Source organism: Ruegeria sp. B1 (assembly GCF_056535885.1).
In genome coordinates this window covers 1,246,020-1,260,973 of the sequence record NZ_JBQFJA010000001.1, presented here as the reverse complement: position 1 = coordinate 1,260,973, position 14,954 = coordinate 1,246,020, and the positions used below count along the sequence as shown (strand labels likewise).

Genomic DNA, 14,954 nt, shown 5'->3' with positions numbered 1-14,954 from the left:
TCATCCATCCCGCAGCCGGAACCGGACCATCACGGATTTCGAGGCCGGCGTGAAGCTCTTGTCGCCAAATACCTGGTGAGGAACCAGAATATTCAACTCGGGGTAATATCCGGCGACACAGCCGCGGGGAATGTCATACGGCACCAACCGGAACTCTTCCGCCACCCGATCGATCCCGTCATCGTGACATCCGATAACATCTACCCTGTCTCCGGCTTCGGCCCCGATCAGAGCGATGTCTTTGATGTGCATGAAGACCACTTGTCGTTCACCATAGACACCGCGATAGCGGTCGTCCATGCCATAGACGGTGGTGTTGTATTGGTCGTGTGAGCGGAAGGTCTGCATCACAAAGACCTGATCGTCGCTTTGTGCCCGCTGCCATTCGGTCTGATCCGGCAGGTCCGCATCCGAGAAATTGGCGCGCCTGGTCGGCGTATTCCATTCCCGGGCCGCAGCGCTGTTATACAGATGGAAGCCGCGCGGTTTGCGGACGGCCGCGTTATAGTTCTGAAACGCGGGCAACACCCGCTCGATCAGGTCGCGTATCCGGTCATTGTCATCTGACAGACTATCCCAATCCACAACGTCGCTGCCGACAGTTGCCTTGGCGATACCCGCAACGATCCGCACCTCGGACCGCAGCTCTTTCGAGGCTGGCAGGTTGATCCCGCCGGATCCATGTACCATCGACATCGAGTCCTCAACTGTCACGATCTGACGCACGCGATGCGAATTGCGATCAATCTCGGTGCGTCCCAAACAGGGTAAGATAAAGGACAGTTTCCCGGGCAGCAGGTGACCATGGTTCAACTTTGTCGCGATATTCACCGTCAGGTCCAAACCCCCCAGAGCCTGCGCAATCAAATGGCTGTCGGGTGTCGCGCGTGCAAAGTTTCCACCCAAGGCGACAAACGCCCGCGCCTGGCCGTTCAGCATGGCGCCAATCGCATGCAGCACGTTGTGCCCGGGATCGCGCGGCATCGGAACACCCAACTCGCGTTCCATCGCATCTAAGAGAGAGGCCGGCGCCTTTTCGGTGATCCCGACGGTCCGGTCACCTTGAACATTCGAATGGCCACGCACCGGACATAGTCCGGCACCGGGCCGACCGATATTTCCACGCATCAGCATGACGTTGGTGATTTCGCGGATCATCTGAACCGAGTGTTTGTGTTGCGTCACACCCATCGCCCAAGTGGTGATCACCTTGTCGGACGCCATGTAGATGTCAGCGGCTTCCTCAATCTCGATGCGAGACAGACCGGATTGCTCCTGAATCTGGTCCCAGGACGTTCTGTCGACGACGGCGCGATAGGCATCAAACCCGTGCGCATGTTCGGATATGAAACCGTGATCCAGCACGGGAGTTCGACCTTCGATCCGAGCCGCATCATCCGCCGCGAACAAAACCTTGGCCATGCCGCGAAAGATCGCCATATCTCCGCCGAGGCGCGGGCGGTAATAGTCTGTCGAGGTCGCCTCGGACCCTCCGCGGATCATTTCCAGCTTGTTTTGCGGGTCGGCAAAGCGGTGCAGGCCCTTTTCCTTGAGTGTATTGAACACCACCACGCGCGCACCCCTTTGTGTGGCCTTTCGCAGATCGGCCAGCATCCGGGGATGATTGGTCCCGGGGTTTTGACCGACCACAAAGATCGCATCCGCCTTTTCAAAGTCTTCGAGCAGAACCGTTCCTTTGCCGATACCGATGGATTCGGTCAGCGCGACGCCGCTGGCCTCGTGGCACATGTTCGAGCAATCGGGGAAGTTGTTGGTGCCGTAGAGGCGTACGAACATCTGGTACAGAAACGCCGCCTCATTGCTGGCACGACCCGAGGTATAGAATTCGGCCCGGTTCGGATCGTCGAGCGCGTTCAGCGCGGCCCCGATTTCGGTGAAAGCCGCGTCCCAGTCGGTCTTCTCATACTTGTCCGTTTCGGGGTTGTAGCGGACAGGATGTGTCAGGCGCCCCTGATGTTCCAAATCGTAATCCGTCCAGCCCCGCAACTCCGAGACGCTGTGCGATGCGAAGAACTCAGGCGTTACTCGGGCTTTGGTCGCCTCCCACGCAACGGCCTTTACGCCGTTCTCGCAAAATTCAAACGACGACCCGTGTTCCGGATCGCCCCAGGCACACCCCGGACAGTCGAAACCATCGGGCTGATTTGCTTTCAGCATGGTCCTGACCCCGGCCAAAGGTTTGCCGCTGCCCATCAACTGCCGACCAACGCTTTTGAGTGCACCCCACCCGCCGGCGGCCTTGGAGCTTTTGTCGATGCAGTTTTTCTTTTCCATGTCCGCACTCATTGGAGCGTGCGGACCAAGGTGACCCGCAACGTGCTGATAATTATTCGGTGTTCCGGTGTTGCTGCGTATCTTTTGCCGCACTGATCGCGGGCCAAAGACAAAGTGGCTATTGCGCGATTAGATGCGGCGGAAATAAATCTATGTCAATTACACTGACTGAAATTCGATAAGATTTCCATGTGTAATTATTGAATTTGCGATAAGAAAAACAAATAAAACATCACACTGCCATCCGGTGCTAACGATGTAGATCAGAGGCGGGGCAAACAGGGTGGTCATCGCATACCACGTTTAACGGACAGAACAGGTGACAGTTGCTGAACCTAGGCTCAGGACCCATTGATTTCCGTTTGGCGGTGTGTTCCACCGCTCTAGAAAATGAGCGGTGAAAATGTCTGACCTTTTCTGGCTGGCCGACGCGCAAATGGCGCGTTTGAAGCCCTTCTTTTCAAAATCTCATGGCAAGCCCCATCGTCGATGAGGGACGTGCTTTTATCGGGATTATCCTCTTAAATCGCAATGGCTTACGCTGAAGTGGTGCGCCCACAGCAAACGGCCCGCACAGTTGGAGGTGACCGTTGCCACAGTGGGGAGGCGAAAGCGCCAGAAACACTCTACAACTGTGGAAGCAGCGGGGCGACAAGGGCCTCTTTGTTGAGATGCTCAGCGGCTTGGCCGCAGATCATGGTGAAAAAAGACCGCGATGATCGACGCTACGTGACTCAAAAGCCATCACACGGCGTCTAGTCTTGCGGTGAAAAAGGCGGACGTGGCCGTCTGATCGGACGCACAAAGGGTGGCATGAACACGAAACTGGACGCCATCTGCGATCGCCAAGGTCGTACGCTCAACTTTTTCGTCACGCGTGGGCACGTGAGCGACTACATCGGTGCACGCGCCTTGGTTGTCAGCCTGACAAAGGTTGATTAGCTTCTTGGCGGCCATGCGCCAATACTTGATATCCCAACTGATCAATTTGGTGCGGTCTACGTGCGAGATCACACCCTTTGGAAAATGCATGCGGGACGGTCACGGTTTGCTCTTGTCTTATCCGAGCGCGCGCTACCGGGACCAAGGTCGGAACGACAGTTCCGAGCAGAGTTTGCGACAGAACCCGGATTTTCTTACCGGAGTAAACTTCTTTTTTGTTTCCTTAAACCCTCGCCAGTTTCGATTCAGCCAAAACACGCGTCAGGGCAACGCGAGCGGACTCCAGGTGAGCAAGGGATGCGGCGCGTGCCTCCAGCCGATTGCGTTCGCAGAGCGCAGATGCAAGGCGGCGCATCTCATGGAGTGAGTCCTGCCGTCTTTGTGGATCGCTCATCAATTGCGATCGCAGGTAAGAAACCCGGTCAATAACATTCTCCAGCGCCCGGCGAATTTCACCGTTGCGGCAACCACTGAAAATGATCGCGAAAAACTGTTCCTTGGCTTTGCGAATTCTGACAACACTTGCCGAGAGCATTGCCGCCTCGACCTCCTTGAAGGCGTGTTTAAGATCCGCAATTTCCTGCTCGCTCGCGCGCTCTGTGAAGAGTTCGGCTGCAAGAGTTTCGACCGCTGCCCGTAACTCGAAGATTTCGTCAATGCTATGAGAGGACAGATCTGTGACGGTATAGCCTCGGTAGGATTGTCTGACAATCAAACCGATGGCTTCAATATGCGACAGAGCTTCACGCAGAACTGAACGGCTTGCGCCCGTGGCATTGCACAGCTCTCGCTCAATCAGCTTCTCCCCGGCGTGGTAGCGCCCGTCGAGTATGGCTTCGCGGATCCAGGCTTGTGCAGTTTCCCGCATAGATGAGCGTGATGCGGATGCCTCGTTTACGGTTTGGTTTTGCAGGCCTGTGAATGCACCAAGTACCGTTGCTTTGTTGCTGGATTTTGGCAAATGATGCCTCCTTTTTTGATAGCTGGTCGGGCGGTACTCGTCAGCGTTGTCAAGCTACAAAGTGCTGCCTCTACTTTGAAGCAAAGCCTAGCCCTGTCTGCTGGTTTGGGCAGTATATTGTCTGACATTTTGACCGAACTTCTTCACCAAAGCCAGGAGGTTCCTCGCTATTGAAGTGCGAGGATAAGTAGGGCAGGGCATTTGACGCAGATTAAGTATTTGAAAACAAAGATATAAATTTGAATCTCTTACTCTCTCCTAGGATAAGGCGTGCTGTGATACTCAATTTTTGTATACAATCATTGAAATTTTCTGTCTATACTTTCCAGGGAATCCAATAGAAAAACCTTATGTGTTTACGCTTTGTCATACAAAACGCCGAAAATGTAATGTTGATCTAAGCATAGTGGCGCTGAAGTCCGGCGAGAAAGCTAATCCGTACCCGGCGCAAAGGGAGGAGCAATATGTTTGAATGTAAAAAAACACTGGTTCGTGGGCTCAGGGCTTCGACTGCCGCGCTAGATTGTCGACACCAGCGGCGCGGCTGGTGAAACGATCACGATCAATGACAATCCCAACCCCATCAATCAGCCAACTTATCAAGCGGGAGGTGTTGCCGGGTGCGGATGCTCAATCAGATGACGAACTTCTCGATTATGCGCGATCAACCGGACAGACAAGCTGGCACACTGTGGGCACATGCAAGATGGGTACTGATGGCATGGCTGTGGTGGGCCCGGACCTCAAGGTCACGGGTCTTCGCGGTCTCAGGGTCGCCGATGCCTCGGTCATTCCCTTCATAGTGTCTACAAATACGAATGCTGCTGCATATGCCGTAGGTGAAAAATGCGCGGATCTCATGTCTGCGGAGTGGAATGATTAGTGAATCCCCATGTAAAGGTTCCAAAAAAATGAAGACGTACAAGATGCTGATTGGCGGGGAATGGGTGCAATCCTCGGATGGCGGCACCTTCCCGAGCCTGAACCCGGCAACCGGCGAGAATTGGGCTGAGATTCCAGAGGCGAGCGCCGAGGATGTAGACCGGGCGGTGCGCATCGCGCACCGCGCCTGCTATGAGGGCCCGTGGTCACGGATGACCGCGACCGAGCGGGGTCACTGCCTGCGCCGGCTGGCGGACCTTCTGGCGGACAGGTCCGAAGCTTTGGGGGAAATTGAGACTCGCGACACGGGCAAGATGTTCAAGGAGACCCGCTGGCAGGCGAGATATATCAGCGAGTTCTACCACTTCTTCGCAGGGGCGGCCGACAAGATAAACGGCGAGACACTGCCGATCGACAAGCCGGACATGTTCGTCTTTACCGATCGCGAACCTTTGGGTGTGGTCGCTGCGGTGGTGCCCTGGAACAGTCAACTGTTCCTTTCTGCAGTCAAGATCGGCCCGGCGCTGGCAGCGGGCAATACGGTGGTGTTGAAAGCGTCTGAGCATGCCTCTGCCGCGATGTTGGAATTTGGCAAATTGATCGCCGAGGCAGGTATCCCCGATGGCGTGGTCAATATCGTTACGGGTCACGGAGATCCCTGCGGTCGAGTGCTGACCTCGCATCCGCTGGTGGCGCGGGTCTCGTTCACCGGTGGCCCGGTTTCGGCGCGCCACGTGATTGGGAATACGCGGGAGAATTTTGCAGAAATCAGCCTTGAGCTCGGCGGCAAGTCCCCCTTTATCGTCTTCGACGACGCCGATTTGGAGAGTGCGGTAAATGGCTCGGTTTCGGGGATTTTCGCGGCTTCAGGGCAAAGCTGTGTCGCCGGGTCGCGTCTGATTGTTCAAGAGACTATCGCCGATCAATTTCTGGAACGCCTGGCTGCAATTGCAAAGACCGCAAAGATCGGTGATCCGATGGCGGAGGAAACTGAGATGGGTCCGCTCTGTACCCTTGCGCAGATCGAAACCATCGAGCGGGAACTGGTGCGCGCCGTCGAGGAAGGCGGACGGATTGTCTGTGGTGGCAAGCGCGCCGCAGCGGGCTCGGACATGTATTTTCAGCCGACGATTGTCGACTGCCCTCGCCCGGATCTGCACATTGTCGACACAGAGCTGTTCGGCCCGGTATTGAGTGTCCTCAGTTTTCGAACCGAAGAAGAGGCTCTGGCGCTGGCCAACGACACCGTGCACGGGTTGGCAGCAGGCATCTTCACCCGAGACAGCGCCCGTGCTCTGCGTATGAGCCGTGCGGTGCGTGCCGGAATCGTCTGGGTCAACACCTATCGGGCGGTGTCCCCGATCGCGGAGTTCGGAGGCATGAAAACCTCGGGCTATGGCCGTGAGAGCGGATTTCAGGCCGTCTACGACTACACACGACCCAAGACCGTCTGGATGAACACATCGTCCGAGCCGCTCGGTAGCCAGTTTGTCGCCCGATGACCAAGCGGAGATCGACATATCTTCGGACAGTTCGCGACATCGTAGGGGGAAACCCGTTTGTTGGGTGCTTCCAACAGGTTACCGGGGAACTGAAGACACACAAAAGTATCGGTGGGAACGCCGTGACCTCCCATGGCTCGACGGGATTGGACATGGGGCGACGGCAGCGCCCGATACGAACACCTGCCGTCGAGATCATGCACACATTCACAGAGAAGGACCCAATCCATGTCAATTGAGATCCGACGCACGTTGCTTTGGCAGCAGATCACTTATCTGGAGGGCTGGAAGAAAGTCGAAGAACCGACGCTTCTGGTGGCCGCCATGGCGCGGTACTCAAGAACCCGTGGTTCGGGCGCGGCCATGTCGAGAATATGCGCCCTGAGATTATGGAACACGGACCATTCGTGGGAAAAACGCTGACCGAGATGTTGCTGGATGTGACCGGCGACCGGTTGGAAGGCTGTGGCAAAGCAAGCGTTGTCGGCATGGGGGGTGAGATCGAGCATGCCCAGGCGATGACGCATACGGTCCATTTCGGCAATCAGTTGCGCGAAGCGGTGGATGCCAAAACCTATCTGGTCTTTTCCAACACGCGCGGCGCCGCCAATTGTTCGATTACTATTCCGCTGATGGACAAAGACGATGGGGGCGGCGATCTCACTATCAGACGATCCAAACCTCGATCTGCGACGCCCCCGCTGAGGACGAAATCATCGTCGCCCTTGGCGCTTCGGTGGGTGGGCATCCAAACCACCGTATCGGCGACCGCTATCAGGATTTGGCTGAGATGGGTCGCGATCCGAGCAATCCGGCGGGGGTGTAATGGCGATATCTAAGGCGGGCACCGCCTATGATCTGACGGGATCTGAGGGAGCGCCAGCTGTCGTGTTGATCCACGGGCTCGGTCTGACGCGCCACAGCACATGGGGCCCAATTGTCCCGGTGCTGGCGGACCGCTTCAAAGTGCTCTGTTACGATCTTCTTGGGCACGGTGAGACTGCCTTGCCAGAGGGGCCGGTGACCCTGAAAACCCTCAGCGAACAGCTGGTTTCGCTTCTTGACGAGGTGCAGATCGACCGGGCGGCGCTTGTCGGGTTTTCACTCGGCGGGATGATCAACCGACGCTGTGCCATCGATCATCCCGAGCGTGTTTCTGCGCTGGCGATCCTTAACTCCCCCCACGACCGGGGTGAAGACCAGCAGCGTCTTGTTGAAGAGCGGGCGCAGGCCACTGCATCAGGTGGACCGGCCGCAGGTATAGAAGTGACACTGGCGCGCTGGTTCACCGACGCGTTTCGCCGCAGCCATGCAAACACCGTTGCGGCCATACGCGATGTCGTTTTGGCCAACGATCCCGCCAACTACGCAGCACATAGGCGGGTGCTGGCCAAGGGTGTGCGCGAACTCATCGCGCCAGAGCCGCCCATCATTAAACCCATGCTGGTGATGACCAGCGAACATGACAGCGGTTCCACCCCGGAAATGAGCCATGCGATCGCCGCTGAGACCCCGGACGCGGAAACCATCATCATACCTGAACTGCAACATCTCGGGCTAATCGAACAGCCCGATCTCTTCACTAAACCGATCCTTCAATTCCTGGATCGTGCGTTGGCAAACTGACAAAGAAGGAAAAACCAATGATCCAGCTTTCCGGCGGACAGGCTGCTGTCGAGGTGCTCAAAGCCGAAGACACAAAACTCGTCTTTGGCCTGATCGGTTCAGCGACGATGGAAGTGTTCGATGCGCTCTATGACGCAAAAGAGATCAACTTCATCGGCGTGCATGATGAGCGAACCGGCACCCATATGGCTGACGGCTATGCCCGCGCGAGTGGTGAGACCGGCGTGGTGCTTGCGGGTCAGAACGGGCCAGGCGTGACGAACCTCGTGACCGGACTGGCGCAGGCCAGAGCCGCTTACACGCCCATCGTTTCCATCGGCGGTGCGCTGGCATCAAGCCACGTCTATCGCGATGCCTTCCAGGAGGTGGATCAACAGGCTTTGCTTACGCCCGTTACCAAAAAAACCTGGACCGTACCTTCGGCTGATCGTGTGCCGGAACTGGTGCAAGAGGCGTTCCGTGTCGCCAACGCCCCGCGCAAGGGTCCTGTACATCTGAACCTGCCGCGCGACGTGCTTTCGGGACGGGCAGAGTTTGGGCAGACGCACAAGCCCGGTGGAGGCCGTCCGACCTGTACCAGCGCTGCTCCGGGAGCGGCAATTGCCGACGCTGCCCGGATGCTGTCCGAGGCGACCCGCCCGGTGATCATGGTGGGTGGCGGCATCAAGAACACTGGTGCGGCCGATGGGGCCATTGCGCTTGCAGAGGCGTTCAACGCGCCTTTGGTCTCCTCTCCGGGTCATGGTGATGCCGTTCCATTTGGTCACCCGCTGAATGCGGGCCAGATGGGGCCGCGCGGCAACGCGGTCGCTTCGCGGCTTGTGAAAGAGGCGGATGTCATCCTCGCCCTTGGCACCCGGATCGGATTCAACGCAACCTTTTATAGCTATGACAATATCAACCGCGATGCGGCGATCATTCACGTTGAACAGGACCCCACTGCGATCGGCCGGTACTTCCCGATCACGCTTGGTATCTGGGGGGATGCGCCGACCGTTGCTGACCAACTGCGGGCAGAGGCCGAAAAGCTGAACCACCGCTCTCAGGCGGAGGCTTGGACCAAAGGCTACATAGCCGAGCGGCAGGCCTATCTGGAGCGCCGCGACACCGAGGCCGATGTCGCCAATTCCATCATCCAGCCCTCGGGGCTGTTTAAGACACTGCGCGATGTCTGCCCGAAGGACAGCGCCTTTACCATGGATGCGGGCACACTGTGTCTTCAAGCGACGGATAAGCTGAACTACTGGCAGCCGAAAAGCCTGTTTACCCCTCTGGATTTTGGGCTGGTGGGGTTTTCTTTTGCCGCTGGGCTGGGCGTGAAACTGGCCTGTCCGGACCGCCCCGTTATCTCGCTGATGGGCGATGGCGGGTTCGGCATGACCACATCCGAGCTTTCGACAGCGGTGGATTACGGCATCAACACCGTGACCGTGGTGATGAACAACGGCTGTTGGGGAGCGGAAAAAGCCTATCAGCGGGACTTCTTCAATGGGCGTTACATCGGAGCGGACATATCCTCCCCGCCTTTCGACAAATTGGCCGAACTCTATGGCGCAAAAGGGTATCGTGCGGACTCCCTGTCGCAAACTGCGGAGGCCATCGAGGCAGCACTGCATTGCGGCAAACCCGCTGTGATCGACGTGATGGTGGACCCAGCGGCGCTTTATTCTTTTCGCCGCGACAGTTTCAAGCACAGAGGGGGCTGAAATGACCACACACAAATATCCCGCGACCGAGGCGCAACGCGCCACCGGCGATTGGAACCCGTTCTGGAACCAGTTGGAGGACCTCGATCCCGACTATCTGGAGGCATTCCTGCAATTCCGCTCGGTTCCGTTGAAGGGTCCGCTGGACCAGAAAACCAAGGAACTGATCTTTATCGCGATCAACGTGGCGACCACACATCTATGGCCGTCGGGCGCGCGTCGGCATATGGCCAATGCACTTGAGGCCGGTGCGACCAAAGAGGAAATACTCGAAGTGATCCAGCTCACCTCGATCATGGGAATCCACTCTGTGACCATGGCTGTGCCGATCCTGCTTGAGGAAGTGGGAAAGGCAGGCAGATAACATGATTGACAAAAACCACCTGGATTTGCGTCACAGACCCTGCCGACAAGGCATCTCTGAGGTTTGCCGTATTCCTTTGCTTCGCGCCAAACGACCAGACGTGGACGTGAGCGATCTTTTTAAAACGTCTGCAAATGACGGCAGGTGCCGTCCGGTAGTTCGGGACAATTGCGAACTGGCACCTGAAGACCTGCACAACAGGGTTGGAGGCGCGGGTTATGTCGTCTGAAATCGATCGGATCGTGAATCATGCGCTGCGTGTTGTTGGGTTCGCACTCTTTTTCTACATGGCTTACGCCACACTGTTTGGACCATACAAAACAACTGTCGTTCATCTTGCTATTTTCGCCGCCGCAACGCTTTTGATCACATTTCTGGGGCGCACCCGTTCCGACAAACCGCTTCTCAGGACTGCGCAGTGGATACTGGATATCGTCGCGGCCTGCGCGGCCGTTGGCAGCCTTCTCTATATCATCGTCGGATATGAACGGCTTTTAAACCTTTGGGGTTCCAGCTACTTGACGCAACTGGACACGATCATGGGTCTTGTTCTGGTCGCAGTCGCGCTTGAGGCATCACGGCGGCAGTCCATCGTATTGGCGCTGCTGGGGGTTCTGAGCTGCGCTTACATGCTGTTCGGGGACAAATTGCCAGGCGTACTTTCGCATGCTGGCATGGATCTACAGCGTTTCACCTACATCGTGACCTACACAAGTGAAGGAATCTTCGGAACCGGTCTGAAAGTCGCGGCCATTTACCTGTTCATGATGTTCGGGTCTGTGCTTCAGGCAACAAAAACCGGCGACTTTATCATGAACCTCGCCAATGCTGGTTTGGGGCGGCAAACCGGCGGCGCCGCAAAGGGCGCCATGGTCGCATCTGCGGGGTTGGGCACGATGGTTGGCAGTTCGGTCGGAAACGTGGTTGCCACGGGGTCGTTCACGATCCCGCTGATGATCCGAACCGGGTTCAAGCGCCATGTGGCCGCCGCTGTTGAAACCAACACATCCGAAGGGGCCCAGCTTGTACCGCCGATTATGGGTGCATCGGCTTTCATCATGGCTCAGATCACGGGGATTTCTTATGCGACAATCGCCGTGGCCGCGCTCATTCCCGCATTTCTATATTATCTTTCGCTGTACTGGGTTGTTCACATCGAAGCTTTGAAGGAAGGGTTAAAGGGTCTTCCTGAAGACGAAATCCCCTCGGCACGCGATTGCACCCGGGATGGCTGGCATCTGATCATTGCGCCAGCATTGCTGTTCTACTTGCTAATTGTGGAGAACTATACCGCATCTTATGCCAGCCTGATCGCTCTGACGGTGGCGCTGGTGGTTGGGGCTTTGCGTATCGCGACCCGTGTGCCGCTGTCAGACCTCCTTGGGCAAATGGATCAGGGTGTGCGGCAGGCCTCGGCCATCACCGCATTGATTATCTCCATTGGTCTGCTTCAGGCGGCCATCGTGTCAACCGGGTTAGGGCCGCGCCTCACCGAGATCATCTTGTCAATCAGCGATGGCTCAATGCTGATTACCGCTCTTCTGGCGTTGATTGCGGCAACGCTGCTCGGTATGGGCATGCCGACACCGATCGCATATCTGCTTTTGGCCATGTTTGCGGCACCGGCGATGATCGCCTCGGGTGCGCCGATATTGGGAACTCACCTGTTTCTGTTCTATTTCGCGATCAAATCCGGCTCTACACCGCCGGTCGCGCTCGTTGCCGTTGTTGCTGCAGGTATCGCGCGCGCGAACTGGTGGACAACGACCATTGTTGCGTTCGTGCACTCGCTGCCCGGTTTCATTGTGGCCTTTATGTTCCTTTACTCCGAGGCTTTGCTGATGCAATCGGCCTGGTCGCAGGTTGCGCTAGCGGCGGTTGCGGCCAGTATTGGGGTGTTCTCAATGGCTGCCGGAATACAGGGGTGGTGCGGCGGCTGGATTACCTGGGTCGAGCGTTGCCTTCTTGTGCTGGCCGCTGTCGCGATGCTGTTTCCAGGACATCTGCTTGGGCTGGCGGGTATGGCCGTCGTCGCGACGATTTTTTCCTTCGCAGAAAACATCCAATCAAAAAAAGACCCGATCACCCAACTCAATTCAACAAGGAGAACCCACTATGAAAATCAAACTACTCGCAGTCGTTGCAGGCGTGACCGTGTCTTTGTGCACCCAGGTTGCGCAGGCGCAGCAACAGGCATCGATCGGAGCCAGCGGTTCGGGATCCGGACCCTATATCAACGGTGCCCTGATGGCCGATGTTGCCAACAAGTCGCAGGATGATTTCAAGTTTTCTGTTCAGACCACCGGCGGATACAGGGATAATCTCGGGCTGGTCCTGACTGATAAGGTGGACGTTGCGCTCAATACGCTGATTACGCTGAACTTTGCTTACAACCAGCGCGACCAATATGCCGAGTCTCCTATGTCTGAGGATTTCAAGCGTCTCCGGTATGTCTTCAGTTTTGGCGCTGTTCCCCAGAACATCTTTGTGCGCGAAGACAGCGGCATCACGTCCCTTGATGAGATCAAGGGTCATCCGTTCAACATCAACATCCCGTCCAGCTTCACCCATGGGATGAACCTGAAAATGCTCGAAGCGGCTGACATTCCGCTAGAGTCTTTCGATGTCGGCCAGATTGCCACCGGTCAGGTTTTTGACGAGGTTCAGAATGGAGTTTTTGTCGGCGGCGCGCATGTTTACCAACTTGGTTTGGGGAATGCACAACGGCTCTCGGCGACCATCCCGATCCGATACCTGGGGGTTCCCGAAGATGTGGTTGAAAGAATGAATGAAGAGTACCACGGATTGCTGGTTCCCTACACAATTCCTGCCGGCACGTACAACGGTCAGGATGAAGATATCAGCACCTATGGACTCGCCCAAGTCATCTTCACGGACGACAATGCCGATGAAGAACTCATTTATCAGTTCACAAAGGCATTTTGGGAGAATATTGGTGAAATACAGGAGACAAATACCAGCTTCAGCGGTATGAATCCCCAGCTCGGTGCAAAGCTCCACGGAGTTCCGATGCATCCCGGCGCAGAACGCTATTTCAAGGAAATCGGTGCAATGTAACGGGCGATCAGATTTGGCGGTCAGCAGGTTCATTCCCGGGGAACAAAACCCAAGCCTCGCTGGCCGCCCATCAACTGCTCCGCAAGTATAGCTTTTATTGGATCGGTGTTGAAAAACGGCTCGCCTGCCTTTTAAGGCGATGGCACACCATAGCGGGTATCGTTGTTCAATAAAGCGGTCTGGAACACGAGATCTGGTATAGAGCTTCGGCTTTCTGGTCTTTGTTACTTAAGCACTGACACGTTAAACACCTCGCGACGAAGTCTCTGTTTCGCCCGTCGGTGGTAGTGCTACGGCAAGGGTGGCTTGTCAGCAGTTTTTCTTATTTCGACGCCGGGGTGATATTGAACAAAGCTAGCAGTATTTGAATTGGGGCAAAGTAGCCCAGCCTGGTGATCTGAACCAGACAACCAACGGCGTACAAGATGAGGACTCAAAAGTTAGACGATGAATGAAGGCTCGACAGATCCGCTTTCCTTGAAGTGCTCGCATGTGAATTTGCGCGATCAGGTTCTTGGGATTTTGCGCAAAGCGATACTGGATTTGCGCTTTGAGCCGGGGGAGCGACTGATAGAGCGAGAGCTCTGCGAGATGGTTGGCGTCAGCAGGACAAGTATCCGGGAAGCGCTGCGCCACTTGGAAACAGAAGGGCTTGTCACGAACAAATCCAACGTCGGTTCGACGGTTACCGTCATTGAGGCATCAGAAGCTGTGCGTATCTATGAGATGCGCGAAGCGCTGTAAGGTATGGCCGGTTATTTGTTTGTTGAACGGGCTTCGGACGATCAGGTCAAGGATCTAAAGTCCGCGATCGATCTGCTGTCGGCGGCATTGTCGACGGGTGGCGTGCCTGACCGTATCTATGAGACTGTCCATTTCTTTGATGTTCTACTTGATGGAAGCGGCAATCTGCTATTGCGAAAAGCGATTTCGATGTTGCATGATCGCATTGTCTTGTTGCGCGCATCGTCGATTTCCAGTGCGCAACGCGGACTACGGAGTCTCAGCGAGATGCAAGCCATTGTGGATGCGATTTCTGCACGAGATGCAGATGCCGCAAAGGATGCCTGTATAGCGCATGTACATGGTGCAAGAGATGCGGCGTTGGCCGCATAAATGCAGCCACGGGCTGTGCGAACTGAGCTCTACTTGGCCACCATAAGCAACCCATGCGCTGATCTCCGATAAACTGAACGCACAAACGGCCGAGGCCCTGTCATGAGTATTTTCGGCACCGTTGCACGACCTGACTTTGACGGCGAAGGTCGCGTTGTTTTGTACCGAGATCCTGCAACCCGGCCCGCTGAATTCAGGCCACTGAGGAGTTAGGGATCAGTTCAAAAAAGGGTGGACTATGAAACTCAGATTTTCGCACGAACAGACCATTGAAGTGATCAAGGTGTACGAGGCTGAGGTTAAGGGCACCGCTCAGCAGCCTTTGTCTCAGGCTGCGGCCTCTTCGGTTCTGCGCGAATTGCGGGTGGTCCGGCGGTGATGGTGTCTACCTAGATATTGGGGGTGGGATGCAGGTTGGGATACCCTGTAGCAGGTCTGATTTGCGTGCCCGTGGTGCTTCATTTCGGGTTTACCGTCCCGCA

At 56.2% G+C, this 14,954-nt stretch carries 12 protein-coding genes and 2 pseudogenes; 12 read left to right on the top strand and 2 right to left on the bottom strand.

What is annotated here, in order from left to right:
* Nucleotides 1–2,295 carry an FdhF/YdeP family oxidoreductase gene (locus ACR3ES_RS06135; protein ID WP_170427457.1) on the bottom strand — a complete coding sequence of 765 codons (2,295 nt, stop codon included), beginning with the start codon at nt 2,293–2,295 and terminating at the stop codon, nt 1–3.
* Nucleotides 2,296–2,698: 403 nt separating this feature from the next.
* On the opposite strand from ACR3ES_RS06135, the pseudogene ACR3ES_RS06130 reads away from it, so the two are divergent.
* Nucleotides 2,699–3,234, top strand: a pseudogene (locus ACR3ES_RS06130) (transposase family protein); the annotation flags it as partial.
* Nucleotides 3,235–3,460: 226 nt separating this feature from the next.
* Here ACR3ES_RS06130 and ACR3ES_RS06125 read toward each other — a convergent pair.
* On the bottom strand, nt 3,461–4,198 hold the full coding sequence (locus tag ACR3ES_RS06125; protein WP_170427461.1) for a GntR family transcriptional regulator: 738 nt from the start codon (nt 4,196–4,198) through the stop codon (nt 3,461–3,463).
* Between the two features lie 565 nt (nt 4,199–4,763).
* Here ACR3ES_RS06125 and ACR3ES_RS06120 point away from each other — a divergent pair.
* The 11 genes and pseudogenes from ACR3ES_RS06120 (at nt 4,764) to ACR3ES_RS06070 (ending at nt 14,851) form a co-directional block, all read left to right on the top strand.
* A complete protein-coding gene (locus ACR3ES_RS06120; protein WP_170427464.1) occupies nt 4,764–5,081 on the top strand; it encodes a GMC oxidoreductase in 318 nt (105 codons plus the stop codon).
* 28 nt (nt 5,082–5,109) lie between these two features.
* Complete coding sequence (locus ACR3ES_RS06115) at nt 5,110–6,582, top strand: aldehyde dehydrogenase (protein ID WP_480425028.1); 1,473 nt, start codon at nt 5,110–5,112, stop codon at nt 6,580–6,582.
* A 228-nt stretch (nt 6,583–6,810) separates the two neighbouring features.
* A pseudogene (locus tag ACR3ES_RS06110) lies at nt 6,811–7,408 on the top strand (amino acid synthesis family protein).
* Nucleotides 7,408–8,208 carry an alpha/beta fold hydrolase gene (locus ACR3ES_RS06105; RefSeq protein WP_170427466.1) on the top strand — a complete coding sequence of 267 codons (801 nt, stop codon included), beginning with the start codon at nt 7,408–7,410 and terminating at the stop codon, nt 8,206–8,208. The pseudogene ACR3ES_RS06110 and the gene ACR3ES_RS06105 overlap by 1 nt, the downstream one beginning before the upstream one ends.
* 17 nt (nt 8,209–8,225) lie before the next feature.
* Complete coding sequence (locus ACR3ES_RS06100; RefSeq protein WP_170427468.1) at nt 8,226–9,914, top strand: thiamine pyrophosphate-binding protein; 1,689 nt, start codon at nt 8,226–8,228, stop codon at nt 9,912–9,914.
* 1 nt (nt 9,915) lies between these two features.
* Entirely contained in the window at nt 9,916–10,278 is a 363-nt protein-coding gene (locus ACR3ES_RS06095; protein WP_170427470.1) for a carboxymuconolactone decarboxylase family protein, read from the top strand.
* Between the two features lie 218 nt (nt 10,279–10,496).
* Nucleotides 10,497–12,557: a TRAP transporter permease gene (locus tag ACR3ES_RS06090; protein ID WP_480634700.1), complete on the top strand. Its 2,061-nt coding sequence runs from the start codon at nt 10,497–10,499 to the stop codon at nt 12,555–12,557.
* On the top strand, nt 12,439–13,356 hold the full coding sequence (locus tag ACR3ES_RS06085; RefSeq protein ID WP_480634490.1) for a TAXI family TRAP transporter solute-binding subunit: 918 nt from the start codon (nt 12,439–12,441) through the stop codon (nt 13,354–13,356). Before ACR3ES_RS06090 ends, ACR3ES_RS06085 begins: the two co-directional genes overlap by 119 nt.
* A 447-nt stretch (nt 13,357–13,803) precedes the next feature.
* Complete coding sequence (locus ACR3ES_RS06080; RefSeq protein ID WP_170635423.1) at nt 13,804–14,100, top strand: GntR family transcriptional regulator; 297 nt, start codon at nt 13,804–13,806, stop codon at nt 14,098–14,100.
* A gap of 3 nt (nt 14,101–14,103) precedes the next feature.
* Nucleotides 14,104–14,472, top strand: coding sequence for an FCD domain-containing protein (locus tag ACR3ES_RS06075; protein WP_170427478.1), 369 nt, complete (start codon nt 14,104–14,106; stop codon nt 14,470–14,472).
* 238 nt (nt 14,473–14,710) lie between these two features.
* Nucleotides 14,711–14,851, top strand: coding sequence for a hypothetical protein (locus ACR3ES_RS06070; protein ID WP_170427480.1), 141 nt, complete (start codon nt 14,711–14,713; stop codon nt 14,849–14,851).
* Nucleotides 14,852–14,954: the final 103 nt, after the last annotated feature.

Coding starts and splice junctions, on each gene's coding strand:
- ACR3ES_RS06135 (WP_170427457.1), bottom strand. CDS start 2,295: ATGGAAAAGAAAAACTGCATCGACAAAAGCTCCAAGGCCGCCGGCGGG.
- ACR3ES_RS06120 (WP_170427464.1), top strand. CDS start 4,764: ATGACAATCCCAACCCCATCAATCAGCCAACTTATCAAGCGGGAGGTG.
- ACR3ES_RS06115 (WP_480425028.1), top strand. CDS start 5,110: ATGAAGACGTACAAGATGCTGATTGGCGGGGAATGGGTGCAATCCTCG.
- ACR3ES_RS06105 (WP_170427466.1), top strand. CDS start 7,408: ATGGCGATATCTAAGGCGGGCACCGCCTATGATCTGACGGGATCTGAG.
- ACR3ES_RS06100 (WP_170427468.1), top strand. CDS start 8,226: ATGATCCAGCTTTCCGGCGGACAGGCTGCTGTCGAGGTGCTCAAAGCC.
- ACR3ES_RS06095 (WP_170427470.1), top strand. CDS start 9,916: ATGACCACACACAAATATCCCGCGACCGAGGCGCAACGCGCCACCGGC.
- ACR3ES_RS06090 (WP_480634700.1), top strand. CDS start 10,497: ATGTCGTCTGAAATCGATCGGATCGTGAATCATGCGCTGCGTGTTGTT.
- ACR3ES_RS06080 (WP_170635423.1), top strand. CDS start 13,804: ATGAATGAAGGCTCGACAGATCCGCTTTCCTTGAAGTGCTCGCATGTG.
- ACR3ES_RS06075 (WP_170427478.1), top strand. CDS start 14,104: ATGGCCGGTTATTTGTTTGTTGAACGGGCTTCGGACGATCAGGTCAAG.
- ACR3ES_RS06070 (WP_170427480.1), top strand. CDS start 14,711: ATGAAACTCAGATTTTCGCACGAACAGACCATTGAAGTGATCAAGGTG.